General features: G+C 73.9%; 15 protein-coding genes. 9 read left to right on the top strand and 6 right to left on the bottom strand.

The window, feature by feature from the left end:
- Window positions 1-162 precede the first annotated feature (162 nt).
- The 3 genes from LG396_RS04200 to LG396_RS04210 all read left to right on the top strand — a co-directional run bounded on the left by LG396_RS04200 (window position 163) and on the right by LG396_RS04210 (window position 3,007).
- Window positions 163-816, top strand: a complete 654-nt coding sequence (locus tag LG396_RS04200; protein WP_037745503.1) for a TetR family transcriptional regulator — start codon at window positions 163-165, stop codon at window positions 814-816.
- Window positions 817-904: 88 nt separating this feature from the next.
- Window positions 905-2,131, top strand: coding sequence for a flavin-containing monooxygenase (locus tag LG396_RS04205; RefSeq protein WP_225793589.1), 1,227 nt, complete (start codon window positions 905-907; stop codon window positions 2,129-2,131).
- 495 nt (window positions 2,132-2,626) lie between these two features.
- Window positions 2,627-3,007 carry a helix-turn-helix domain-containing protein gene (locus LG396_RS04210; RefSeq protein WP_225793644.1) on the top strand — a complete coding sequence of 127 codons (381 nt, stop codon included), beginning with the start codon at window positions 2,627-2,629 and terminating at the stop codon, window positions 3,005-3,007.
- 279 nt (window positions 3,008-3,286) lie between these two features.
- Here LG396_RS04210 and LG396_RS04215 read toward each other — a convergent pair whose 3' ends face one another.
- A complete protein-coding gene (locus LG396_RS04215) occupies window positions 3,287-3,619 on the bottom strand; it encodes a helix-turn-helix domain-containing protein (protein WP_225793590.1) in 333 nt (110 codons plus the stop codon).
- Between the two features lie 160 nt (window positions 3,620-3,779).
- On the opposite strand from LG396_RS04215, the gene LG396_RS04220 reads away from it, so the two are divergent.
- Window positions 3,780-6,713, top strand: a complete 2,934-nt coding sequence (locus LG396_RS04220) for an AfsR/SARP family transcriptional regulator (RefSeq protein WP_225793591.1) — start codon at window positions 3,780-3,782, stop codon at window positions 6,711-6,713.
- A 20-nt stretch (window positions 6,714-6,733) separates the two neighbouring features.
- On the opposite strand, the gene LG396_RS04225 is transcribed toward LG396_RS04220, so the two are convergent.
- The 4 genes from LG396_RS04225 to LG396_RS04240 form a co-directional block, all read right to left on the bottom strand.
- Window positions 6,734-9,631 carry an AfsR/SARP family transcriptional regulator gene (locus LG396_RS04225; RefSeq protein ID WP_225793592.1) on the bottom strand — a complete coding sequence of 966 codons (2,898 nt, stop codon included), beginning with the start codon at window positions 9,629-9,631 and terminating at the stop codon, window positions 6,734-6,736.
- 612 nt (window positions 9,632-10,243) lie between these two features.
- Complete coding sequence (gene afsR, locus LG396_RS04230; RefSeq protein ID WP_225793593.1) at window positions 10,244-13,159, bottom strand: SARP-family global regulator AfsR; 2,916 nt, start codon at window positions 13,157-13,159, stop codon at window positions 10,244-10,246.
- Window positions 13,160-13,645: 486 nt separating this feature from the next.
- Window positions 13,646-15,148, bottom strand: a complete 1,503-nt coding sequence (locus LG396_RS04235) for a CehA/McbA family metallohydrolase (protein ID WP_225793645.1) — start codon at window positions 15,146-15,148, stop codon at window positions 13,646-13,648.
- A gap of 181 nt (window positions 15,149-15,329) precedes the next feature.
- The gene (locus tag LG396_RS04240; RefSeq protein ID WP_225793594.1) at window positions 15,330-15,710 is read right to left on the bottom strand and encodes a hypothetical protein; all 381 of its coding nucleotides are present in this window, start codon (window positions 15,708-15,710) and stop codon (window positions 15,330-15,332) included.
- Between the two features lie 106 nt (window positions 15,711-15,816).
- Here LG396_RS04240 and LG396_RS04245 point away from each other — a divergent pair, with 106 nt between their 5' ends.
- From LG396_RS04245 to LG396_RS04260, 4 genes are all read left to right on the top strand, one after another.
- Window positions 15,817-16,734, top strand: a complete 918-nt coding sequence (locus LG396_RS04245; protein ID WP_225793595.1) for an LLM class flavin-dependent oxidoreductase — start codon at window positions 15,817-15,819, stop codon at window positions 16,732-16,734.
- A gap of 87 nt (window positions 16,735-16,821) precedes the next feature.
- Window positions 16,822-19,539 carry a bifunctional FO biosynthesis protein CofGH gene (locus tag LG396_RS04250; RefSeq protein WP_225793596.1) on the top strand — a complete coding sequence of 906 codons (2,718 nt, stop codon included), beginning with the start codon at window positions 16,822-16,824 and terminating at the stop codon, window positions 19,537-19,539.
- 90 nt (window positions 19,540-19,629) lie between these two features.
- On the top strand, window positions 19,630-23,028 hold the full coding sequence (locus LG396_RS04255) for an ATP-binding protein (RefSeq protein ID WP_225793597.1): 3,399 nt from the start codon (window positions 19,630-19,632) through the stop codon (window positions 23,026-23,028).
- A 162-nt stretch (window positions 23,029-23,190) separates the two neighbouring features.
- Window positions 23,191-24,300 carry an ADP-ribosylglycohydrolase family protein gene (locus LG396_RS04260; RefSeq protein WP_225793598.1) on the top strand — a complete coding sequence of 370 codons (1,110 nt, stop codon included), beginning with the start codon at window positions 23,191-23,193 and terminating at the stop codon, window positions 24,298-24,300.
- Between the two features lie 27 nt (window positions 24,301-24,327).
- Here LG396_RS04260 and LG396_RS04265 read toward each other — a convergent pair whose 3' ends face one another.
- Entirely contained in the window at window positions 24,328-24,726 is a 399-nt protein-coding gene (locus tag LG396_RS04265) for a winged helix-turn-helix transcriptional regulator (RefSeq protein ID WP_225793599.1), read from the bottom strand.
- A 151-nt stretch (window positions 24,727-24,877) separates the two neighbouring features.
- On the opposite strand from LG396_RS04265, the gene LG396_RS04270 reads away from it, so the two are divergent.
- A complete protein-coding gene (locus LG396_RS04270; RefSeq protein WP_225793600.1) occupies window positions 24,878-25,522 on the top strand; it encodes an NADPH-dependent F420 reductase in 645 nt (214 codons plus the stop codon).
- Window positions 25,523-25,696 lie beyond the last annotated feature (174 nt).

The following is a 25,696-nucleotide window of genomic DNA, read 5'->3' on the forward strand; positions in this document are numbered from 1 at the left end:
GCATCGCCAACGTATCCGGGGCGGACATCGGCTCTTGCGAAAATACCCCGAACGTCGGGTCAATTCTGTTCGAGAGTGGCAATTCGCGCACTTCCGACCGTGTGACCTCCCCGTTTGCCCTCGTCAGATCGCGGTTCGATCACGCGTCGGTAAGCTGACGGCATGACAGGTCAAGTTCGGACGGTCGACGGCCGTGTCGCCGGCCGGCGCGGCCAGGCGACCCGCACCAAGTTGCTCTCATGCCTCGGCGAGATGCTCGACTCCTCGCCGTACCGGGACGTGAAGGTGATCGACGTCGCCCGCAGGGCGGGAACCTCACCGGCGACCTTCTACCAGTACTTCCCCGATGTCGAGGGCGCAGTCCTGGAGCTCGCGGAGCAGATGGCCAAGGAGGGCGCCGACCTGACCGGGCTGGTGGCCGGCCGATCGTGGGCCGGCAAGTCCGGGGCCCGGGCCGCGGAGGAACTGGTCGACGGATTCCTCGGGTTCTGGCGGCGGAACGAGGCGATCCTGCGGGTCGTCGACCTCGGGGCCGCGGAGGGCGACAAGCGGTTCTACAAGATCCGGATGAAGATCCTCAACTCCGTCACCAAGTCCCTCACCGAGTCGATCAGGGAGCTGCAGGCGAAGGGCAAGGTCGACGATTCGGTGCAGCCGGCGGCCGTGGCCGGGTCGCTGGTGGTGATGCTCGCGGGGGTCGCGGCGCACCAGAAGGCGTTCCAGACGTGGGGCGTGAAGCAGGCGGACCTGAAGCCGTCGCTGGCGCTGCTGGTGCACCTCGGGGTGACCGGGCGGAAGCCGCCGAAGCAGGTGTGAGCGCGCAGCGTAGCCGCTGCCGAATCGTTAGTGCACCGAGCCGGGCAAGCCGTCGGACCGCGGCCGTGGCCGCACTACGCTCACCCGCATGTCTTCTGACCGTGTCCATGCAGAGCGCGCACAGCCGCCGCCCGGCCGGGACGACCGTCCGGTGCTCGTCGTCGGCGGCGGCCCCGCGGGGCTCGCGACGGCCGCGGCGCTGCGTGCGGCCGGGATCCGGGCCGTGGTCCTGGAGCGGGGCGCCCGGGTGGGCGACTCGTGGCGCCGGCACTACGACGGGCTGCGGCTGCACACGCCGCGGGGGATGTCGGGGCTGCCGGGGACGCCGATCCCGCGCCGGTACGGGCGGTGGGTGGGGCGGGACCAGCTCGCGGACTACCTGGAGGAGTACGCGGAGAGCCACGAGCTGGAGATCGTGCACAACGTGGAGGTGGCACGGATAGACCGCGCCGGCTCCGGCTCCGGCTCCGGCTCCGGCTCCGGTTCGGGCTCCGGCTCCGGCTCCGGCTGGACGGTGGCGGCGACCGGAGGCCGGGTCCTGGACGCCCGCCGCGTCGTCGTCGCCACGGGCTACTGCCACACCCCGCACGTACCGGACTGGGCGGGCCGCGACACGTACCGCGGCGAACTGCTGCACGCCGCGCACTACCGCGGCCCCGCCCCGTACGAGGGCAAGGACGTCCTCGTCGTCGGCGGCGGCAACACCGGCACCGAGATAGCCGTGGAACTGGCGGACGGCGGCGCGAAGCGGGTGCGGCTGGCGGTACGGACGCTGCCCCACCTCGTCCGCAGGCCGGCGGCCGGCTGGTGCGCGGTGGCGGGCCGGCGCCTGAGCCGCGTGCTGCCCGCCCGGACGGTGGACCGCCTGGCCGGCCGGGTGAGCCGGACCGGTCTCCCGGACCTCGGCGCATACGGCCTGCCCCGCCCGGCGAGCGGGCTCTACACCCGGCTGCGGGAGGGGGCGGTCCCGGTCGTGGACACGGGCCTGGCCGCGGCGGTACGCGCCCGCCGGGTGCTCCCGGTCCCGGCGGTGGCGTCGCTGGACACGGACGGCGTGATCCTGGCGGACGGCGACCGCACGGAACCGGAGGCGGTGATCGCGGCGACGGGCTGGCGCCGGGGCCTGGAGGAACTGGTCGGCCACCTGGATGTACTGGACCCCGACGGACTGCCGCGCACCCGCGGCTGGCGGTCGCCGGAGGGCGCCAGGGGACTGCACTTCGTGGGCTACGCACGACCGGTGAGCGGAAGCCTCCGCGAAATCAGCACCCAGGCCTGCGAGCTCGCCACAGAAGCAGCCAGAACCGAAACCTGACCCCCGCACATCGCCCACCGCGCCAGAACCGAGGCGCTTGCCGCAACACCGGAGAGGAACCGCGCCGCTACGCCGGTGCCCCGCGGCCGGAAAACGAGGACGGTGCCCGTCCGACGACTTCCCCTGATGGTCATCGGACGGGCACCGTGTTGGCCGCTCACCTCATCGGTGTAGAAAGCGGCCGACCGCTCGGCCCGACTTTTCCCCCTGTTGCGGGCCTGAGAAGAGAATGGCAGGGGCCGATCAACGTTTGGTTAACGGCCACGTCAAGCTTTCGTTCAGCCCCTCCGCGGGGGTGTGCCGGGCGTGTTGTCCGCGGGTGGGGCGGGTCTGTCGGGGCGTACGGGACGGGCCGCAGGGGCGCCCCGGCGACGTTGGCGAGTAATCGCCAGCATTGCGCCGGGACGTCCGGATTCCTTGACCCTGCTGTGGCCGCCCGCATACTTTCGCGGCTGCCGTGCCACTGCGAACCGGGGGGCTGGAGGGCTGACTGTCGTGGGCCAGAGGAATCCGAGCCCGTGTGGGACCGCTGCGGAAAGGCGCTTACGGGCGCCGGGAGATCCGGCCGGAATCCCGCTTCTGACCGATCGTGAGCGGCAGACGCTCTTCCTCGTCGGTACAGGAGTGGGGAACCGCCTCATCGCCCGCCGGCTGGGAATCTCGGAACGGACGGTGCGGGCGCATCTCAGCAACGCCGTACGGAAGATCGGGGTCCGTACGCGCTCGGAGGCGGCGGTCTTCGCGTTCGCCTATCTGGACCTCGTCGACATCCCGGCACCACGGGACCCACGCGACGCACGCGAACCACACGACGTACGCGACCCACGCGACCCACGCGAACCACCGAGGCTGCGAACCGCGCCCGGCCGCCGGTGACCGCCCCCGGGGGCGGCCCGCCGCCCGCGAAGCCGCTCCGCCCGCCACCGGACCACCCCGGCCTGACGCTCACCGTCTACCGCGTCTCCCGGACCGGCCGCCGCGGCCCCGCGAGCCGTACCCGCTACCGGCCCTCCGACACGGACCCGGTGCCGCTGCCCCGGCGCTGGCCGCCGTGCCGCTGCCCGCGCTGCCGGGGTACGGGCGGCACGTAGCGGCTGGACGCCCGCGGCCGTAGCGGCTCGAAGCCGGACCGCCCCGCCGCCCCCGCCGCTCGCGTCAGCCGCCCTCCGCCGTGTCGGCGAGGCACGCCCCCACGAGCCACCCCCGCCGCACCGCCTGCGCCCCGCCCTGGAACCTGCTCTCCGCGCCGAGGCACTCCAGCAGTTCCGCCACCCGCCTGCTGTACGTCCGCGGGGACAGGTGCAGGTTGCGGCAGGCGACCGTATCGGGCGTGCCGCGCGACAACTCGGCCAGCACCGGCACCAGATGAGGCGGCGGCGCCGACGACCGCCGTACGGGCAGGGAGGTGAACAGCTCGTCCGGGAAGGTGCCGCCGACGAGACGGAGACCGTGTGCCTGCGCTTCGTTCCGTGGAGTCGAGTCGCTCATGCCGTCCAGCGAAACGGACCGCCATGGACACGCTGTGGACGGTACGTCGAAGGCCGTCAATCCGCTGTCAACCCGGGCCGCCCGGCGGCGCAAACGGGCCGGTGGCGGGGGATGCCGGGGTGCGGCAGACTGGGTGCGGGGGACTGGACTGGGGGTGGCGATGTCCGACGATCGGCGCGCCGGGTTACCGGAAGACGGCCCGGCGGAAGGCGCGTCGGTGCGCTTCGCCCTGCTGGGACCCGTGCGGGTCGGCCGCGCCGGGCAGCCCCTGGGCATGGGCTCGCCGCAGCAGCGGGCCGTGCTCGCCGTGCTGTTGCTGCGCGGCGGCCGGCACGTGGCCGTGGAGGAACTGGTCGACGCGGTGTGGGGCGAGGACCCGCCGCGCGACGCGACGGGCACGATCCGCACCTACGTCTCCCGGCTGCGCCGCGCCCTCGGCCCCGACGCCGACCTGCTGCGCGGCGAAGCGGGGGGCTACGCCGTACACCTGCGTCCCGGCGCCGAACTCGACGTGGAGACCGCCACCCGCCTCGCGGCCGACGCGGACACCGCCGTGGCGGCCGGCGACCGGGAGCGGGCCCGGGAGCTGCGCCGCGGCGCGCTGGACCTGTGGGACGGCGAACCGCTCGCGGGGCTGCCCGGACCGTACGCGGAGCGGGAGCGGACGCGGCTGGCGGAGTGGCGGCTGTCGCTGCTGGAGGGCCGGCTGGAGCTGGACGTCGAGGTGGGGCGGCGGGCGGAGGCGATCTCGGAGCTGACGGCGCTGACAGCGGCGCACCCGCTGCGGGAGCGCTTCCGGGAGCTGCTGATGCTGGCGCTGTACCGGAGCGGGCGGCAGGCCGAGGCGCTGGCGGTGTACACGGACACCCGGCGCCAGCTCACGGACGAACTGGGCGTCGAACCGGGCCCGGCGCTCGCGGTGCTCCAGCAGCGGATCCTGCGCGGCATGGACCAGCCGACGCCCGCACCGGCGGCCAAGCCGGTCGCCCCGGCGCAACTGCCCGCCACGCTCACGGACTTCACCGGCCGCGGGCACGCGGTGGAGGAGCTGGGCAAACAGCTGGTGCAGGCGCCGCAGATGGTGATGGCGGTGTCGTCGGTCTCGGGCATCGGCGGCGTGGGGAAGACCACCCTGGCGGTGCACGTCGCCCACGCGGCCCGGGAGTCGTTCCCCGACGGCCAGCTGTACGTGGACCTCCAGGGCTGGGGCCCGTCCCCGGTCGACCCGGCGGGGGTCCTCGGCTCGTTCCTGCGCGCGCTCGGCGTCCCGGACGCCGACATCCCCGAGACGCTCACCGAACGCGCCGCCCTGTACCGCTCGGTCCTCGCGGGCCGCCGCGTCCTGGCCCTGCTCGACAACGCCCGCGACGCCGCCCAGGTACGCCCCCTCCTGCCCGGCACCGAGGGCTGCGCGGCACTGATCACGTCCCGCGCCCGCATGGCCCACCTCGTCGGCGCCCACCACGTGGACCTGGACGTGATGGACCCGGACGAGGCGCTGCTGCTGTTCACCCGCATCGTCGGCGCCGACCGGGTGGAGCCGCACCGCGCGGCGGCGATGGATGTGGTCGCGGCCTGCGGTTTCCTGCCGCTGGCGATACGCATCGCGGCGTCCCGCCTGGCGGCACGCCGCACATGGACGGTCTCCGTGCTGGCCCGGAAACTCTCCGACGAACACCGCCGCCTGGACGAACTCCAGGTGGGCGATCTGGCGGTGAAGGCCACCTTCGAACTCGGCTACGGCCAACTCGAACCCGAACAGGCCCGCGCCTTCCGCCTCCTGGGCCTGATCGACGGCCCGGACATCTCCCTCCACGCGGCAGCCGCGATCCTCGACCGCCCGGAGGACGACGCGGAGGAACTGCTGGAGGACCTGGTCGACACCAGCCTCCTGGAGTCGGCAGCCCCGGGCCGCTACCGCTACCACGACCTGCTCCGCCTCTTCGCCCGCACCTGCGCGGAACGCGAGGAACCACGAACGGAACGACAGGACGCCCGGTCCCGCCTCCTGGACTTCTACCTGGCGACGGCGACGCACGTGTACGAACTGGACCGCCCCGGCGACAACCTCACCCTGCACCTTGCCCCGGTGGAGTACCCGGGTCTGACCTTCGCCGACCGGCACACCGCACAGGACTGGCGCCTGGGCGAGGCGGACTGCCTGTTGGCCACGGTGCGGCAACTCGCGGGCGAAGAAGGCACCCTTGCCCGCGCCGTCGACCTGCTGATGGTGACCGTGGACCTGGCCGAGTCCGGCGCGTACGCGCACCGATTCGTGGAGGTCGCCGACCACCTGCTGCAGGCAGCACAGCGCTTGGGCGACCCGCGGAGCGAGGGCCGGGCGCACAATGTGCTGTCCGCCTCGCACATCGACTCCGGCCGCTTCGAGCAGGCGGACAAACACGCCGCCGAGGCGATGCGGCTGGCACGCGCAAGCGGAGATCCGGTCGTCCGCTGCCACGCCGCCACCGACCGGGGCATCGTCGCCGACCTCCAGGGACGCTCCGCCGAGGCCGCGATCCACCTGGAGGAAGCCCTAACCGCCTACCGTGCCGACGGGAACCTGCTAGGTGAGGCCGGTGCGTTGGCGAACCTGTCACGCATGCACGGCGATGCCGGCCGGACAACGCTCGCCGTCGAACTGGCTGAGCAGTCCGTCGCACTCCACCACGGGCTCGGCACGAGCTTCCGGATGGCCAACTGCATGTACGCCCTCGGTACGGTCCTCACTGTGGCGGGTCGGCCGGACGACGCGCTCCCGCACCTCGACGCGGCGCTGGAGGTCTTCCGCGAGAACCGTATGCACACGTGGGTCGGCCTGACCCACTTCCGCATGGCGGAAGCGGCCTTCGCAGCCGGGCGGCACTCCCAGGCCGCCGTCCTCGCCGAGCAGGCGCTCGGGGCACTGCGGAGTATCGGCGGCGAATGGCATCGCGGGGTCGTGCTCACCCTCCTGGGCCGTACGCTGCTGGTGCTGGACCAGCCAGGCCGCGCGCGTGCCTGCTGGACCGAAGCGCTCACCCTGCTGCAGAAGTCGGATCCCGCCGAAGCCGCCGAAGCCGGCGCCCTACTGGCGTCCATTGCGCCGAGTTGACCACCCCCGGCGGCGGGTTCTTACGCCTGTTGCGCCTGCGTCGAGCCGGACTCGCGGAGTTCGCGGGCCTCCGACAGGCACGCCTGGGCGCGGTCGGTCTGGCCGAGTTCGCCGAGCGCGCGGCCGAGTACCGTCAGCGCGCTGCCGCGGTGCCAGTCGCCACCTATGCCGCGTAGTTGGGAGAGGGCCTTCTCGGCGTACGAGGTGGCCTCCGCCGGCTGCCGCATGTCGAGGCGGATCTGGGCGATACGGAAGTAGGCCAGGCCCTCCCAAAGGCCCATCCGGTGCTGACGGAAGGCCGGGACGGCCAGGTCCAGTTGGGCAAGGGCGTCTGCGTGCCGGTCCGCGGTGTTGAGTGCGATAGCCAGGTGGTACCTGCTGCACGCCATGCGGAGCCACGCACCGGCTCTCCGGTCGATCTCCACGGTCTGCTCCGCGAGTTCGATGGCCCTGGCCGTCTCACCCGTGTCGATGTGGAGACGGGCGAGGTTGCCCAGCGCGCAGGACTCCCCGTCGAGGTTCCCGTCCTCGCGGTACGCGGCCAGGGCCTGTTCGAGGCTGTCTGCGGCTTCCTCACGGTGCCCAAGGACGGAAGCCGTCACACCACGGTCGTTCGCGGCTTCACCGGCCACCCAGATGTCGTCGCAGGCTCCGGCCAGTCGATGGGCATCTGCGGCGTGTTCGTACGACAGCTCGAATCGACCCGTGAACTGATGGGCTGATGCCAGGACGGCGTGCGCACGGGCCTGGCTGCGGAGGTCTCCCCGCTGCTCGGCGGCCTGGAGCGCGGACGTTGCCAGGGGCACGAACCGCGGGGAGTAGAGGCCGGATTCCGCGAGGTCCTTGGCGGTCAGCAGCAGGTCCACCGTGTATGGGAGCGACGCGCCGTCGGCGAACTGGCGGGCAGCGGCGAGCAGGCACTCTGCTTCGCAGTAGAGCCAGTCCTGTGCCGCATGGTGGTCGTCGAAGTCCAGGCCGGAGCGGGCCACCGCGCTCAGGTGTCTGATCAGGGTGTCGCCGGGGCGGCCGAGTTCATACGTCCGGGCGGCGGTGGATAGGTAGAAGTCCAGGAGGCGGGACTGCGACCTTTCGCGTTCCGCCGGAGGTTCCTCGCGTTCTGCGCAGGTGCGGGCGAAGAGGCGGAGCAGGTCGTGGTAGCGGTAGCGGCCCGGGGCTGCGGATTCCAGGAGGCTGGTGTCGACCAGGGTTTCGAGGAGGTCTTCTGTGTCCTCTTCCGGGCGGTCGAGGATCGCGGCTGCCGCGTGGAGGGAGATGTCCGGGCCGTCGATCAGGCCCAGGAGGCGGAAGGCGCGGGTCTGTTCGGGTTCGAGTTGGCCGTAGCCGAGTTCGAAGGTGGCTTTTACCGCCAGGTCGCCGACCTGGAGTTCGTCCAGGCGGCGGTGTTCGTCGGAGAGTTTGCGGGCCAGCACCGCGACCGTCCACGTGCGGCGTGCCGCCAGGCGGGACGCGGCGATGCGTATCGCCAGCGGCAGGAAACCGCAGGCCGCGACCACGTCCATCGCCGCGCCCCGTTCCGGGGCGACGCGGTGTTCGCCGACGATGCGGGTGAAGAGCAGCAGGGCCTCGTCCGGGGCCATGACGTCGAGGTCGACGTGGTGGGCGCCGGCCAGGTCCGTCATGCGGGCCCGGGAGGTGACCACCGCGGCGCAGCCCTCGGTGCCGGGGAGGAGGGGGCGTACCTGGGCGGCGTCGCGGGCGTTGTCGAGCAGGGCCAGGACGCGGCGGCCGGCGATCATCGACCGGTAGAGCGCCGCGCGTTCCTCCAGCGGCTCGGGGATCTCGGCGTCCGGGGTGCCCAGGGAACGGAGGAACGAGCCGAGGACGGCGGCCGGTTCCGCCGGGGACGGGCCCGAGCCCTGGAGGTCCGCGTAGAGCTGGCCGTCGGGGAACGACTCCCGTACGCCGTGCGAGACGTGCACCGCGAGGGCGGTCTTGCCCACGCCGCCGATGCCGGAGACCGACGAGACCGCCATCACCATGCCGGACGCCTGCTCCAACTGCTTGCCCAACTCGTCCACGAACGCGTCCCGGCCCGTGAAGTCCGCCAGCCTCGCCGGCAGCTGGGCAGGTGACAGCAGCGTGGTCACGGTGGCCACGGGTGCCACGGGCTGCTCACCTCCCCGGAGGATCCGCTGCTGCAGTTCCGCCAACTTCGCGCCGGGCTCCACGCCCAGCTCATCGATCAGGAGCCGTCGGCTGTCCGTGTAGACCGCCAGCGCCTCCGCCTGCCGACCGCTGCGGGACAACGAGAGCATCAGCAACTCCCGGAGCCGCTCCCGCAGCGGGTGCGCCGCCGTCAACGCCGTCAGCTCCGAGATGGCCTCGGCGTAGTCGTACGCCTCGATGTCGAGGGCCAGCCGGCGCTCCAGCAGCGACAGCCGCCACTCGGTGAGCCGCGCGCGCTCGGCCTCCGCGAACGCGCCGGGCAACCCGGCGAGCGGTTCGCCGTCCCAGAGGCCGAGGGCCTCGCGGAGCAGGCCGCGGGTCCTCCCGGTGTCCCCGGTCTGCGCCGCAGTGTCGGCGAGGGCGACGGCCTGCTCGGCGATCACCACGTCCGACACGGTGTTGCATGCCGGGCGTAGCACGTAGCCGCCGGCGTGGCCGGTGATGAGGTCGGCGTCCGGGCCGAGTGCCTTCCGCAGCCGGGATACGTACGTCCGTACCATCCCCACGGCATCGCGCGGCGGGTCCTCGCCCCAGAGTGCGTCGACGAGTTCGTGCGTGGCGGCGTGGTGGCCGGAGCCGATCAGCAGGGCCGCCAGCACGGTGCGCTGCTGCGGCGGCCCGACGTTGACGGGGCTGCCCCCACGCCACGCCGCAACCGGCCCGAGCAGCCCGAAGTACAGAAACCCGCCGCCCCCGCCGCGCCCCGGCGGTGGCGCAGGACGCCCGGCCATACTCCACCCCTTCCGGTACACCCAGCCCAGGCCGACAGTCTGCCGTGGGGCGCGGTGCTGTGTCAGCAGCGCCGGGGCGTACGGCCTGATGTCGACGGACGGTGTGGTTGGGATATGGCAAGTTGCGCTCCGAGACAAAAGAAAGGCCCGGCCGCAGCAGTCCCCATCTTGCTGCCGCGACCGGGCCGTCTGGCCCCCCCTCGGGCCGTCCTTTGGATAGTCAGGGCCGGTGGCCGCCAAGCGGCTTTACGGTTCCCCCCGAGTCATCTCCCTTGTCAGGGTCGTCGCCCTTGGTCGAGCTGCTCTCGACAAGAGCGTCGTCCTCCGGCGGCTGCGGCCGGTGGCCACCCTTGGGCGTGACCTCTGGCTCCTTCTCGTCCGGCATCTTTGTTAACCCCCTGTGTTCAGTGGCGTGCTTTCTGACGTCCCGTCCGGCGGCTCCCCCGCGGGCCGCCGGACGGGCGTCGGGTGGTCGCTCACCATAAACGGTGCTGGTGAGCGACCAACCCTGGGGCCCATCATTCCCCCGGGCTGACGGGCCTCTGACAAGAAGAATGCCGTTTGGTGATAAACGTTCGATGAACGGTGACATTTAGCGAGAGGGAGACAGCCTCAGGCGCGCGCACCGGAACTGAGCAGAGCGCGTACCTCGGCTGCCTGCGCGGCGCCGTTGGCGTCGTGGAGTGCCAGCGCGTCGTTCCAGCAGGCACGTGCGCGATCCGACTGTCCTAGCTGGTCCAGCGCTTGGCCGAGGATCGTGAGCACGTTGGCACGGTGCCACGCCCCACCGATTCCCTGGAGTCGGGTCAGCGACTGTTCGGCGTGGGCGGCCGCCTGCGCCGATTCGTTCGCGCTGCAGTAGACCTGTGCCAGGCGGAAGAGCGTCATGCCGTCCCACAGCCGCATCCGCTCAGCCCGGAAGAGCCGCAGCGCCATGCTGAGCTGCTCGATCGCCTGGTCGTGGCGCCCCGCTTCGGTGAGAGCGATCCCGAGCGCGTACATGCTGCTGGCCATACCCAGCGGAGCGTCGAGCTTCCGGTAGATGGCAATCGCCTGCTCGGCCAGGCTGACGGCCGTGGTGATCCTGCCGGCGTCGGTGTGCCCCCGGGAGAGGTTGCTGAGCGCGGCCGCCTCGCCGTCGAGGTTGCCGTCGGTCCGATACGCCTGCAGCGCGTGCTCCAGATAGGCGTTGGCCTCTTCGGGGTGATCCTGGATGGCGGCCACGAGCCCGCGCTCGTTGGAGGCTTCTCCGCACACCCACCCGTCTCCCGACGACTCGCCGAGGAGCACCGCGTGCAGAGCATGTTGATCGGCCTGCTCGAAGCGGCCGGAGAACACGTGAGAGAACGTCAGTACGGTGTGCGCCCGGCCTTGGCTGCGCAGGTCGTCTGCCTCCTGCGCAGCCTTGAGCACGGACGCCGCGGCGCGGACGAACAGCAGGGAGTAGGCACCGGACTCGGCCAGGTCCCTGTTGACAAGCAGCAGGTCCACGGTGCGCGCGAGGGTTTCCCCCTCGGCGAGCTGACGGGCGACGGCGAGCATGCAGTCCGCCTCGGCGAAGAGCCAGTCGTGCGCTGCGTCACGGCCGTCGAATGCAAGACCTCTGTAAGCCACCGGGTTCAGGTGCTTGGTCAGTGTGTCGCCGGGACGGCCAAGTTCATACACCCGCGCTGCCGTCGCCAGGTAGAAGTCAAGCAGCCGCGACAGCGCTGCCTCGCGCTCGGCCGGCGGCTCCTCGCGCTCCGCGCAGTCGCGGGCGAACAACCGCACCAGGTCGTGGAAGCGGTAGCGGCCCGGGGCGGCGGACTCCACGAGGCTGGCGTCGACCAAGTCCTCCAGGAGGGCTTCCGCGTCCTCCGCGGAGCGGTCGACGATTGCCGCTGCCGTGGTCACCGAGATGTCCGGGCCGTCTGCCAGGCCCAGGAGGCGGAAGGCTCGGGCCTGTTCCGGTTCCAGTTGGCCGTAGCCCAGTTCGAAGGTGGCCTTGACCGCCAGGTCGCCCACGCGGAGTTCGTCCAGGCGGCGGTGTTCGTCCGACAGCTTCCGGGCCAGCACCGACACCGTCCACGTGCGGCGCGCCGCCAGGCGGGATGCCGCGATGCGGATGGCCAGGGGCAGGAAGCCGCAGGCGGCCACGACGTCCATGGCCGCGTCGCGTTCCAGGTCCACGCGTTCCGCGCCGACGATGCGGGTGAAGAGCAGCAGCGCCTCGTCCGGGGCCATCACGTCGAGGTCGACGTGGTGGGCGCCGGCCAGGTCCGTCATCCTCGTGCGGGACGTGATCAGGGCCGCGCAGCCCTCCGTGCCGGGCAGGAGGGGGCGGATCTGGGCGGCGTCGCGGGCGTTGTCGAGGAGGGTCAGTATGCGGCGGCCGGCGAGGACCGAGCGGTACAGGGCGGCGCGTTCGTCGACCGGTTCCGGGATGTCCGCGTCCGGGGTGCCCAGGGCGCGGAGGAACGCGCCGAGGACGGCGGCCGGTTCGGCCGGGGACGGGCCGGAGCCCTGGAGGTCCGCGTAGAGCTGGCCGTCGGGGAAGGACTCCCTCGCCGCGTGTGCGACGTGCACCGCCAGGGTGGTCTTGCCCACGCCGCCGATGCCGGAGACCGAGGACACCGCCATCACCGTGTCCGGCGCGTTCGCCAGCTCCTTGCCCAGTTCCTCCACGACGCCTACGCGGCCGGTGAAGTCCGACACCGTCGCCGGCAGCTGCGCGGGGCGTACGACGCGGAACGGGGTTTCGCCCGTCTGGGGTTCGGCCTTCGGGGCGGCGAGTTCCTCGTCGGCCTGGAGGATGCGCTGCTGGAGTTCGGCCAGCTCCGGGCGGGGGTCGACGCCCAGCTCGTCCTGGAGCAGGCGCCGGGTGTCCGCGTACACCGCCAGGGCCTCGGCCTGCCGGCCGCTGCGGTACAGCGCCAGCATCAGCAGCTCGCGGAACCGTTCCCGCAGCGGGTGGCCCGCGGTCAGCGCCGTCAGCTCCGACACCGCCTCCGCGTGCCGCGCGGCGTCCAGGTCCAGCTCGATGCGGTGTTCCAGCAGGGTCAGGCGCAGCTCTTCGAGGCGGTCGCGGTGCCAGTCGGCGTACGGGCCGGGGACGCCGGCGAGCGGCTCCCCCGTGAACTGCGCCACCGCGCCGGCGTAGCACTCGCGCGCCTGCGTGAAGTCGCCCGCCGTGGCGGCGGTCTCCGCGGAGCGGGCCAGGTCCTCGGCGGTGGCGATGTCCACCTCGGTGCCGTGGGCCCGGATCGCGTACCCGCCGGCCTCGCTGACCAGCGCGTCCGCGCCCAGGGTGCGGCGCAGCCGGGACGCGTACGTCCGCAGCGCCGACACCGCCCGCGGCGGCGGGTCCTCGCCCCAGATGCCGTCGACCAGTTCCTGCGCCGTGGCCGTGCGGCCGCCGCGCAGCAGCAGCGCCGCGAGCATCGCGCGCTGCTGCGGGGTGCCGACCGGGAGGGACTCCTCGCCGCGCCAGGCACGGACGGGACCGAGCACGGCGAAGCGCAGCGCACTCGTCTCGTCTTCGTGGGCCATGGCCGCCCCCTCCCCGGTCCCGGTGATTCCAGATAGCCAAGTCTGCCCTGCCGGGGGTGTTTTAGTCAGCAGCGACAGCGCTCTGGCTGGGCCAATGGCCCAGCAAGTGGACGTTTTTCGGCCTTCGGGAGCACACCCCGCGCAGTGGCGCGGCGCGTGATCCTCGCCGTGCGCCCCCGTCCACGCACCGCGGGTGAGCTGACGTTCCGTCAGGAAAGGACTGCGGTGAGTCCGTGCAGACCACCAAGGCGAAGACGATCTCGGTGGACAACCACATAGGCCAAACCTGTCGTGTACAGCAGATCGGCTGGATTCTATATGTCCGCGGGGGGCGCCGTCCGTTCGAGCAGGGTCGAAACCGGGGTGTCCGAAAGCGGGCGGCGGTGTGCGGGGGTCCTGTAAAGCCCCCGCGTTCCCGCCCTTCCTGCGGGGATGGCCGGGGCGGGGCGCTGCCGCTCCCCGCCCCGCTTCTCAGCGGCCCAGTTCTCAGCGGCCCAGCCAGATCGGGTTCGTCATCGCCGCCATCGCCCCCGGCAGCCCGCTCGCCCCGCCGTCCGCCGCCGGGTGCCGGACCTCCGCGCGGACGAACGACGCGTACGACGGCGTCGTCCCCCACTCCACCGTTCCCGCGCCGTCCGGCAGCGTCGTCGCGTACAGCTGGCCCTCGTCCGTCATGAAGCGGACCTGCGTCTCCGCCGGGCCGCCGGTGACCTTCAGCCGTACCGTCACCTTCCCGTCCTGCGCCGCCCGCAGCCGCTCCCCGATGCCGGCGTGCTCGCCCCGCGGGCCCGACGCCGTGAACTCCACGTCCACGTCCGCCGACTCCGCCAGCCAGCTCCGCCCCGCCCGCAGGCCCGCCAGCAGCGCCTGCCGGGACAGGTCGTCGGCCAGCACCACCGTCTGCGGCAGGCCCACGACCTGCCCGTCCCGGTGCGCGTCGCTGTTGCCCACCGCCGGCAGCCAGTCCATCGAGCCGCGGCCCGCGCCGCCGCCCTCGCGGCCCGCCGTCAGCGCGTTGTCCCAGGCCGCCACCGCCAGTTCGTCGTCCGTCGTCCACGGCCCGTTCCACACCTCGACCGCGTCCGCGCCCTCGTAGCCGAACTTCCACTGGCAGCCGACGAACGGGCAGTTGGGGTGCGCCGGCACGACCAGGCCCCCGGCCGCGTGGATCTGCCGCACGTAGCGCGGGTACGCGTCGTCCCGGGCCCGGTAGCGCCAGTCGACGAACACGCCCGGGTCGGTGCCGACCGCCAGATAGTGCCCGTTGCGCGTCGTCACCTCCTCGCCGCACAGCACCAGCAGGTCGTCGCCCCACAGCCCCTCCCACGCGGCGTGCCCGGACGACGTGTTGTGCTCCGTGGTGGTGATGAAGTCGAGCTTCGCCTCCCGCGCCGCCGCCGCGGTCTCCGCGGGCGTACGGGCACCGTCGGAGTGGACGGTGTGCAGGTGGCAGTCCCCGCGGTACCACGCCCGGCCGCGGCCCTTCGCCCGCTCCGGTGGGAACCGCGGCGGTGCGGTCTCGCCGGCGGGGCCGTAGCGCAGGGTGATCGTCACCTCGTAGTCGAGGCCCTGCGGGGCGATCGTGTACGGGCCGAGCACCACGTGCCAGCGGCCGGCCCGTACCGGCCCCGGCAGATACGCCGGCGTCGTGGCCGCCCGGTCCGCGCTGATCGCGAACTCCGTGCGGAAGCCGCCCGACCAGCCGCGGAAGCCGCGGCCGCCGTCGCGCGTGCCGCGCTCGTCGAAGATGCCGATGTCCAGGGCGTTGCCCGTCGTGCCCGCGGGGACCTGGGGGCGGTCGTAGCCGTACGAGACGTGGATCTCGCGCACCCCGCGCGGCACGTCGACCGGCAGGTAGACGAAGTCCGGCGCGCCCGGCTCCAGATGACCGGTGACGGTCCGGCTGTCCTCGGACCCGCCTGCGGAGCCGGAGCCGGAGCCGGCGTCGCCGTCCGCCGCGCGGGCGAAGCTCACGGGGGCGAGCGTCATCACTCCGGCGGTGGCCGCCGAGAGCCTCAACAGGTCGCGTCTGTCCACGGGTGCGGTCCCTTCGCGTGGGTTCGGCCGTCGCCGATACGGTCCTACACGGGTCCTATAGGCAGGTGACGCGGAAGGGAACAGTGCGGGACGCGTGGTTCGCGAGCGACGGGCGGTGCGGCAGGGGCCGCCGTCAGCGCCCGCGGCGGCGGTGCACGGCGTTCGCCGCGGCGCCGGCGAGGCGCGTCGCCCTCCCGGCCAGGGCGTAGACCAGGAACACGCCGCCGACGACGAGCAGCAGCGGCTGCCAGCCGACGTCGCCGTCGCCGCCCGTGGTCCCCGTGCCGCCGGAGGAGGCGGTCCCCGTACCCGACGAGAAACCCCCGGAGAACGTCGTCGTCCCCGTCCCCACGGTCGCCCCCATCGTGGACCCCGCGTTCATGCCCGGGTCGACGTAGCGCCCGGCGGCGCTGCTCGCGCTGCCGATGCCGCCGCCGGACGTCTGGGCCGCCGCGGCGCCCGGCAGCAGGAGCACGCACGACGCGACGGCGCACGCGAGCCATAACGGAAGCATCCCGAACCGATGCCGTCGGACGAGCACCACGAACCTCCCGGATCAGTGCGGGGGAATCGCTGCTGCGGTCCTTTCCAGCGTACGGCCCGCGCCGGATACTGCGCGAATGCGTATCTCCGTGACGATCTTCCTCACCGACGAGACAGTCCGCCCCCCGGTCCTCGCGCGTGAGCTGGAAGAACGCGGCTTCCACGGGCTGTACCTCCCCGAGCACACGCACATCCCCGTCAGCCGCGACACGCCCGCCCCCATGGGCGAGCCGCTGCCCCGCGAGTACGGGCGCACCCTCGACCCCTTCGTCGCCCTCGGCCAGGCCGCGGCCGTCACGGAGCGGCTGGCGCTCGGCACCGGCATCACGCTCGTCGCCCAGCACGACCCGATCGTGCTGGCGAAGCAGGTCGCGACGCTCGACTTCCTCTCCGGCGGCCGGTTCACGCTGGGCGTCGGCTTCGGGTGGAACGAGGAGGAGGCGGACGACCACGGCGTCGACTGGCGCGGGCGGCGGGAGCCGGTGCGGCGGCGGATGGGGCTGATGAACGCGCTCTGGGCACCGGAGCCCACGGCGTACGACTCCGCCGACGCGGGCGACGGCGGCACAGGCGACGGCGGCACAGGCGACGGGGCCCCCACCGCCCGTACCGCCGTACGGGCCTCCGACGCGCACCCCAAGCCCGTTCGGGCCCCCCGTACGCGCAAGGACGCGCCCCCGCTCCACGGCCCGCGCACCCTGCTCGGCGGGCGGCCCGGGCCGAAGCTCTTCGCGCACGTCGCCGAGTACGCGGACGGCTGGATGCCCATCGGCGGCGGCGGGCTCACCGACAGCATCCCCCGGCTGCGGCAGGTGTGGGAGGACGCCGGGCGGGATCCGCAGGCTCTCGAGGTGGTGCCGTACGCCGTGCGGCCGAGCGAGGGCAAGCTCGCGTACTTCGCCGCGCAGGGCGTACGGGAGACGGTCGTCCAACTCCCGCCCGCCGGCGAGACGGAGGTGCTGCGCGCGCTTGACGCGTACGCCCGCTTCCTCTGACCAGGGCACGACCGCGTACATCGCAACCCGCCCGCCGCAGCCGCCACCCCCGCACCGCGGCCCGCCCGGGTGTCCGACCTGCCTCGTATGCTCGGAAAGATGAAGCCCCCGCCCGTCCCCGCCCCCACCGCCAACGCCATGCGCCGCGCGCTGAAGCGCGCCCGCGACGGCGTCGCCCTCGACGTGTCCGAGGCCGCCGTGCTCCTCCAGGCCCGCGGCGCGGACCTGACCGACCTGTCCGCCTCCGCCGCCCGGGTGCGCGACGCCGGTCTGGCGGCGGCCGGCCGGCCCGGCGTCATCACGTACTCCCGCAGCGTCTTCCTGCCGCTGACCCGGCTCTGCCGCGACCGCTGCCACTACTGCACGTTCGTCACCGTCCCCGGCAAGCTCCGCCGCGAGGGGCACGGGATGTTCATGTCCCCCGACGAGGTGCTGGACATCGCCCGCCGCGGCGCCGCGCTCGGCTGCAAGGAGGCGCTGTTCACGCTCGGGGACCGGCCCGAGGACCGCTGGCCCGAGGCGCGCGAGTGGCTGGAGGCCCACGGGTACGACGACACGCAGGCGTACGTGCGCGCCATGGCCGTCCGCGTGCTGGAGGAGACCGGCCTCCTGCCGCACCTCAACCCGGGGGTGGTGACCTGGGCCGGCTTCCAGCGGCTCAAGCCGGTGGCCGCGTCCATGGGGATGATGCTGGAGACCACCGCGGAGCGGCTGTGGAGCGAGCCCGGCGGGCCGCACCACGGCTCGCCCGACAAGGAGCCCGCCGTGCGGCTGCGGGTCCTTCAGGACGCGGGGCGCTCCTCGGTGCCGTTCACGAGCGGGCTGCTCATCGGCATCGGCGAGACGCCGGCCGAGCGCGCCGAGTCGCTGTTCGCGCTGCGCCGGGTGCAGCGCGCGTACCAGGGCCTCCAGGAGGTCATCGTGCAGAACTTCCGCGCGAAGCCGGACACGGCGATGCGCGGCATGCCGGACGCCGAGCTGGACGACCTCGCCGCCACCGTCGCCGTCACCCGGCTCATCCTGGGCCCGGCGATCGGGGTGCAGGCGCCGCCGAACCTGGTGGACGCGGAGTACGGCAAGCTCATCGCGGCCGGCATCGACGACTGGGGCGGGGTCTCGCCGCTCACGCCGGACCATGTCAACCCGGAGCGGCCCTGGCCGCGGCTCGACGAATTGGCGGCGCGGTCGGCGGCGGCCGGGTTCGAGCTGCGCGAACGGCTCGCGGTCTACCCGGAGTTCGTGCTCCGCGGCGAGCCGTGGCTCGACCCGCGGGTGCTGCCGCACGTCAGCGCGCTGGCCGACCCGGAGACCGGCCTCGCACGGGACGTACGCCCGCGGGGGCTGCCCTGGCAGGAGCCGGACGGCGGCTTCGCCGCGAGCGGGCGTACGGACCTGCACCGCACCATCGACACCGAGGGCCGCACGGGCGACCGGCGCGCCGACTTCGACGCGGTGTACGGCGACTGGGAGGCTCTGCGCGAGACGGCCCGGGAACTGGCCGGCGACGACGGCCGGTCCGCGGCGTCCCCATCCGGGAGCGCCCGGTCCGACGGCGACCCGTCCGCGGAATCCCCGCCCCTTTCCGCCGGTTCGACCCCGGCAAGCCCCGGTACGGGCACCGCATCCGCGCCCGACCGGCTCGACCCCGAGGTGCGCGCCGCCCTCGCCCGCGCCGCCGACGACCCCACCCGGCTCACCGACGCCCAGGCCCTCGCCCTGCTGCACGCCGAAGGACCCGCCCTCGACGCCCTCTGCGGCATCGCCGACGACCTCCGCCGCGCCACCGTCGGCGACGACGTCACGTACATCGTCACCCGGAACATCAACTTCACGAACGTCTGCTACACCGGCTGCCGCTTCTGCGCCTTCGCCCAGCGCCGCACCGACGCCGACGCCTACACCCTCTCCCTCGACCAGGTCGCCGACCGGGCGGAACAGGCGTGGGACGTGGGCGCCGTCGAGGTCTGCATGCAGGGCGGCATCCACCCCGACCTGCCCGGTACGGCGTACTTCGACATCGCCCGCGCCGTCCGGGAGCGCGTGCCGGGCATCCACGTGCACGCGTTCTCGCCCATGGAGGTCATGAACGGCGCCGCCCGCACCGGCATGTCCGTACGCGACTGGCTGACCGCCGCCAAGGAGGCCGGCCTCGGCTCCATCCCGGGCACGGCCGCCGAGATCCTGGACGACGAGGTGCGCTGGATCCTCACCAAGGGCAAGCTGCCCGCGGCCGACTGGATCGAGGTCGTCACCACGGCGCACGAGCTGGGCCTGAGGTCGTCGTCCACGATGATGTACGGGCACGTGGACCAGCCCCGGCACTGGCTGGGCCACCTGCGGCTGCTCGCCGAACTCCAGCAGCGCACGGGCGGCTTCACGGAGTTCGTCACGCTGCCGTTCATCCACACCAACGCCCCGGTCTACCTGGCGGGCATCGCCCGGCCGGGGCCGACGATGCGCGACAACCGCGCGGTCACCGCCATGGCCCGGCTGCTGCTCCACCCGCACATCACCAACATCCAGACGAGCTGGGTCAAGCTCGGCGCGGACGGCGCGGCGCTCATGCTCCGCTCCGGCGCCAACGACCTGGGCGGCACGCTGATGGAGGAGACGATCTCGCGGATGGCCGGGTCGTCGTACGGGTCGTACCGCTCGGTGAAGGACCTCGTCGCCATCGCCGCCGCCGCGGGCCGCCCGGCCCGGCCGCGGACGACGACGTACGGGGAGGTGCCGGCGGAGCGCGTGCGCGCGGCCGAGGCGGCGGACGGCCGGCTGCCGGAACTGCTCCCGGTGCTGGGCCAGTAGCCGCCGGCACGGACCGGCGGCCCCGGTTCCGTGCGGACACGGCGCCGCCTCCCCCGAGGCTCTAAGCTCGCCCCCGGGGGAGGTGGCGCCGTGTCAGAAGTGCGTCCGTCCATGCAGGACTTGATCCGCGACCGCCGCCGGTCCGGCTTCGTCGGCCGGCAGCGCGAGATCGCCGCGTACCGGGACAACTTCCGCTGTCCCCCGGTGGATCCGGCGCACCGGTTCCTCTTCCACTTCCACGGCGTCGCCGGCGTCGGCAAGACGTCGCTGCTGCGCCGGCTGGTGCAGCTCGCCGGAGAGCACGGGGCGCTGACCGCGCAGGTCGACGAGGCGGTGGCCAGCGTGCCCGAGGCGATGGAGGCGATCAGCACCCAACTCGCCCGCCAGGGCCACCCGCTGAAGGGCTTCGACCGGCTGCTCCAGCGCTACCGTCAGCGGCGCCACGAGGCGGACTCCGTCGTCGCCGCCTTCGGCAGCGCCCACAGCCCGCCCGGCGCGGTCGCCGCCGTGGCCCCCGGTGTGCCGGCCCCGGCCGGACCGGTGGACGCCGCAGGACCCGCCCCCGCGGTCCAGGCGCCCGCCGCCTCGCCCGCCGCCGGCCTTGCCGCCCAGGCGGGCCTGGCGGGCCTCGGCCTCGTCCCCGGACTCGGCGCCGTCGCCGGCGCCATGGACCCGCAGCAGGTCGCGCAGAGCCTCGACCGCTGGCGCGCCGCGCTCTCCACCCGGCTGCGCAGCCACGACGACGTCCAGCTCGTCCTCTCCCCGCTCCAGGCCCTCACTCCCGCGTTCCTGGAGGACCTGCGCGAGGTCGGCACCGCCGTCCCGTGGCTCGCGCTGTTCTTCGACACGTACGAGCGCACCGGCCCGGTCCTCGACGCCTGGCTGTGCGACGTCATGACCAGCGACCGCTACGGCGCGCTGCCCGCCAACGTCGTGGTGACCCGCGCCGGGCAGCAGCGGCTCGACCCCGCCCGCTGGCCCGCGGGGGACTTCGCCACGGAACTGGAGCTGGAGGTGTTCACGGAGGAGGAGGCCCGCGGGCTCATCGCCGCCCGGGGCATCGCCGACACCCGGGTCGTGGACGAGATCCTGCACCTGTCCGGGCGGCTGCCCGTCCTCACCTCGATGCTCGCCGAGACGCCGCCCGCGGGGGCCGGCGGCGGGGATCCGAGCGGCACGGCGGTGGAGCGGTTCCTGAAGTGGGTGGCGGACCCGGTGCAGAAGGCCGCGGCGCAGGCCGCCGCGCTGCCGCCCGCGCTGGACGAGGACGTGTTCCGCGTCGCCGTCGCCCCGGCCGCCGCCGGTCTCTACGGGTGGCTGCGCGCGCTGCCGTTCGTCAGCGACGAGGCGGGCCGGGTGCAGTACCACGGCGTGGTGCGCTCGGCGATGCTGCGGGTGCAGCGCACCCGCTCGCCGCAGCGCTGGCGCGAGCAGCACCGCGCGCTGGCCGCGGCGCACGCCGCCTGGTGCGCGGAGCTGGAGGCGAGCCTGCCCGCCGGCGACCAGGCGGAGGACCGCTGGTTGGACGAGCAGTGGTTCGGCCACCGCCGCAACGAGACGTACCACCTGCTGTGCGCCGACCCCCAGGGCGCCCTGTCGCGGGCCCGCCGCGACGCGCTCCAGGCCGCCGACGCCGGCCCGGCCGAGGCCCGGCGGTGGGCGCAGACGGTGGAGCAGGCGGGCACGGACGCGGACAGCGAGCCCGTACGGGACTGGGGCCGGCGGCTGCTGGCGGCGCTGGGGGAGGACGCGCGGGGCGTCGCCGGGGTGTGCACGTTCCTGCTGCGGGAGGCGGAGCTGACGGAGCCGGAGCGGGTGCTCGCGTACACGCTGCGCGGGCGGGAGCGCCGCAACGGCGACGAACTTGACGCGAGCGTCGCGGACTTCGACCGGGCGCTGGCCCTCGACCCGGGCTTCACCCGCGCGTACGCGGGCCGCGGCCAGGCGTACGTGCTCCTCGACCGCCACCTGGAGGCCGACGCGGACTTCACCCACTGCGTCGCGCACGACCCCGACCGCTCCTGGTCGCTGACCCACCGCGGCCGGGTCCGGCTCTACCTGGAGCGCTACGACGACGCGAAGGCCGACCTGGACCAGGCGATCGAGCTGGACCCCTCCCCGATGACCTGGGCGATGCGCGGCGAGGTGCACCGCCTCACCGGCGCCCTGGAACAGGCGGTCGCCGACTTCGACAAGGCCGTCGAGACGGCGGACGGCGACTACCCGTACGGCATCGCCAGCCGCGCCCAGTGCTACGCCAAACTGGGCCGGACCGAGGAGGCGATGGCGGACCTGGACCGGGCGCTGGAGCTGGACCCGCAGTGGTCCTGGTGCTGGACGGAACGCGGCCGCATGCACCAGGAGGCCGCGCGGTACGAGGACGCCGTCGCCGACCACACCCGCGCGCTGGAGCTGTCGCCCGCCTACGACTGGGCGTACGCCAACCGGGGCCACTGCTACCGGGCCCTGGGCCGCCTGGACGAGGCGCTGGCGGACCTGGACCGGGCGCTGGAGATCGACCCGCAGTGGTCCTGGGGCTGGGGCGAGCGCGGGGAGGTGCACCGGCTCGCCGGCCGGACCGAGCGGGCCGTCGAGGACTTCGACAAGGCCGTCGAGCTGAAGCCGGACAGCCCGTGGGCCATCGCCAGCCGGGCGCAGTGCATGGTGACCCTGCGGCGGGCCGACGACGCGCTGGCGGACTTCGACCGCGCGCTGGAGATGAGCCCGGGGATGGCATGGGCGCTGGAGGAGCGCGGCGACCTGTACCGGATCGTCAACCGCTTCGACGACGCGCTCACGGATTACGGGCGCGCCCTGGAGATCGACGGCACGCTCGTCTGGTCGCGCATCGGCAGGGCCCGCACGCTCGGGCACGTCGGCAGGACGGCGGAGGCGCACGCGGAGATCGACTCCGTCCTCGCCGGCCACCCGGAGCACGTGGGCGCGCTGGTCCTGCGGGGGCAGTTGCTCGCCCTTCAGGAGCGGTGGCAGGAGGCGCTCGCGTGGTGCGACCGGGCGCTCGCGGCGGACCCCTCACACCAGGTCGCGCTCAGCGACCGGGCGGAGGTGCTGATGGTGCTGCGCCGGTACGAGGAGGCGCGGCCGGACGCCGCCGCGGCGCTCGCGACCGATCCGCAGGACGGCTTCTTCCAGTTCGACAACGCCCTGCTGGACCGGATGACGCGGGGCCCGCAGCCCCCGGAGCGCTGGTCGGCCGTGGAGGCCCGGATGACGGCGGACTGCTCCACCGACGTGGACGCGGACGCCTGCCGGCTGCTGTGCCGGGCAGCGGCGGGGGACTGGGCGGCGGCCGACGAGGCGCTGGCGGCGATGGGCTCCGGGGAGGCGTACTGGCTGCTGGTCCAGGACGTACGCGCGATGCTCCGCGTGCTGGCCGCGGCCCGGGACCTGGCGGCGGCGGACAGCACCCGGATCGAGGGGTATCTGCGGGTACTCGGCGATTTGCTCCCCGAACTCCCCGGCGCTTGACGGGCATACGCCCGCTGGCCTCTCGGTTTCCCTCCATTACAGTGCTGGGCCGGAGCACGTGCGAACAGCGCGTCACGCAGGGCGCGAGAGCCAGGCGGCGCGGGGACCAGACGAGCGAGACCAGACAGCGAGAGACCGAACGTCCGGACTGAGGTGGGCCGAGTGACGACCGCACGCCGCACCTGGGGTCGCGCCGAGCAGCAGGACTTCCGCAGCAGAGTGCGCGGCTGCCTGCTCGGCGGTGCGATAGGCGACGCGCTCGGCGCCGGCGTCGCGGACGCCTCCCTGGCGGAGATACGGGCCGTGCACGGGCCGCAGGGCGCCGCCGACTTCGCCCCGGCCCACGGCCGCCGCGGCGCGGTCACCGACGACACCCAGATGACCCTGTTCACCGTCGACGGCCTCATCCGCGCGCAGGTGCGGCGCGACGGCGGCCGGTGGCACCCGCCGACCGACGTGCACGCCGCGTACCGCCGCTGGTACGCGACGCAGAAGGACTGGGGCCCCGACGAGCGCAAGGCCGAGGACGGCTGGCTCGCCCGCGAGGAGTGGCTGTACGCGCAGCGCGGTGCGCCCCGCTCCTGCCTGCGCGGGCTGGCCGACGACCGCATGGGCACCCTGCAGCAGCCGCGGAACCCGGAGGCGAAGGACCCGGGGGCCGTGGTGCGCTCCGCGCCGTTCGGGCTGCTGGTGGGCTGGGAGCCGCAGTTGGTCTTCCAACTGGCCGCCGAGTGCGCCACGCAGACCCACGGGCACCCGACCGGCTATCTGGCGGCGGGCGCGTACGCGGTCGTGGTCCACGGCCTCGCCCGCGGCGACGCGCCGGAGGAGGCGGTGGCGCGGGCGCTGGAGATCCTCGCGGGCCGCCCGGGCCACGAGGAGACCACGGCGGCCGTACGGGCCGCGCTCGACGCCCGCGAGGGCCCGGACCCCGGCCCGGAGCAGGTGGAGGGCCTCGGCACCGGCGGGACCGCCGCGGAGGCCGTCGCCCTCGCCCTGTACTGCGCGCTGGCGGCCACCGACGTACGCCACGGACTGCTCCTGGCCGTCAACCACGGCGGCGCCTCCGACGCCACCGGCTCACTCTGCGGCGGGCTGCTGGGCGCGCAGCACGGCGAGACGTCGCTGCCGCCGGCGTGGGTCGCGGAGGTCGAGGGCCGCGGCACGATCCTGCAACTCGCGGACGACTTCGCGCTGGAGATGACCCTCGGCCCGGCGCTCCACGGCGAGACGGCGCCCAACGAGTCCTGGCTGCTGCGCTACCCGCGCTGATCCCGCGCTGCCCGCGCCGGTCCCGCGCTACCCGCGCCGGCCCTGTGCTCGCCGCTCCGCCCGCTCCTGGGCGGCCAGCACCGAGTCGCCGTGCTCCCACGACCAGGCGCCGAGCGCCGTCAGGGGCCCGAGCAACGACCGGCCGCTGGCGGTGAGCCGGTACTCGACGCGCGGCGGCGCCTCGGCGTACCGCCGGTGCTCCACCAGCCCGTACCCCTCCAGCCGCCGCAGCGTCTGGTTGAGGACCTTCGGGCTGATGCCCCCGATGGCCTTCCGCAGTGCGGCCGGGCGCCGCGGCCCGTCGTTCAGTGCGAAGATCACGATGCCGTTCCAGGCGTGCGCGAGCACGTCGATGCCCACGCGGGCGCGGCAGTCCGCGAGAAAGGGGCCGGTGTGCGCCGGAACGGCCGGCAGCGTGTCGCTCATTCCACTCCTCCACCTGCTGCTGGGGTCCCGCTGTCCTCGTCGTCCTTGTAGCTCATCCGATACGCACCGAACGGTGTCTTTCGGCCTTCCTAGTGTCGCCGGAGAGCCCGCGGAGACGATGCCGCGGGCCCTGACCGAAGGAGGAGCAACCATGCGTATCGGCGTGCTGGGGGCCGGGAACATGGCGGAGGCGCTGGGCGGCGCGTGGGCGGGGGCCGGCCACGAAGTACTGGTCGGCGGGCGCGACGCGGCGCGGGCCGCGGCCGCGGCGGAGCGTATCGGCGGCAAGGCCGGGAGCCTGCGCGAGGCGGCCGGGTTCGGGGGCGTCGTCCTGCTGGCCGTCCCGTACGCCGCGCTGGCGGACACCCTGCACCGGGCGGGCGCCGGCGAGGGGACGCTGAGCGGGCGCACCGTCGTCGACTGCAGCAACCCCCTCGACATGGCGACCATGCAGCCGCACCCGGACCTGCTGGCGGGCGGCCCGAGCGCGGCCCGGCAGGTCGCCGCCCTCGCGGTCGGGGCGCATGTCGTCAAGGGCTTCAACCTCGCCCCCGCCGAGGTCTGGCGGCACACGTCGACCGCGTCCGGTGCCGCGCGGATCGTCGTGCCGCTGTGCGGCGACGACAAGGACGCGCTGGCGGTGGTGGCGGCGCTCGTACGCGAGTCGGGGGCCGACCCCCTGGAGGGCGGGGGACTGGAGCGGGCCGCGCTGCTGGAGGCGGCGACGGCCGTCGCGGCGGGGGTGTGGACCCAGGGCCGGCAGCCCGGCGAGGTCTTCAGTCCCGTCGGCGGCTAGGCCCTGTCTGACAAATGGCGCCGTCCGCCCGCAGGGCGGGTGTCGCGGCGTCTGGTGCGTGCGATCGCAAGGCGGAGGGTCGATCGCATAGTGGGCCTATTCGGTCGAGCCCGACAACGCGGCGAGCGTGCGTGCCAGGCGTCGCGACACAGGCGGGATTTGTCAGACAGGGCC

This window comes from Streptomyces aculeolatus, from assembly GCF_020400605.1.
GTDB classification, from domain to species: domain Bacteria; phylum Actinomycetota; class Actinomycetes; order Streptomycetales; family Streptomycetaceae; genus Streptomyces; species Streptomyces aculeolatus.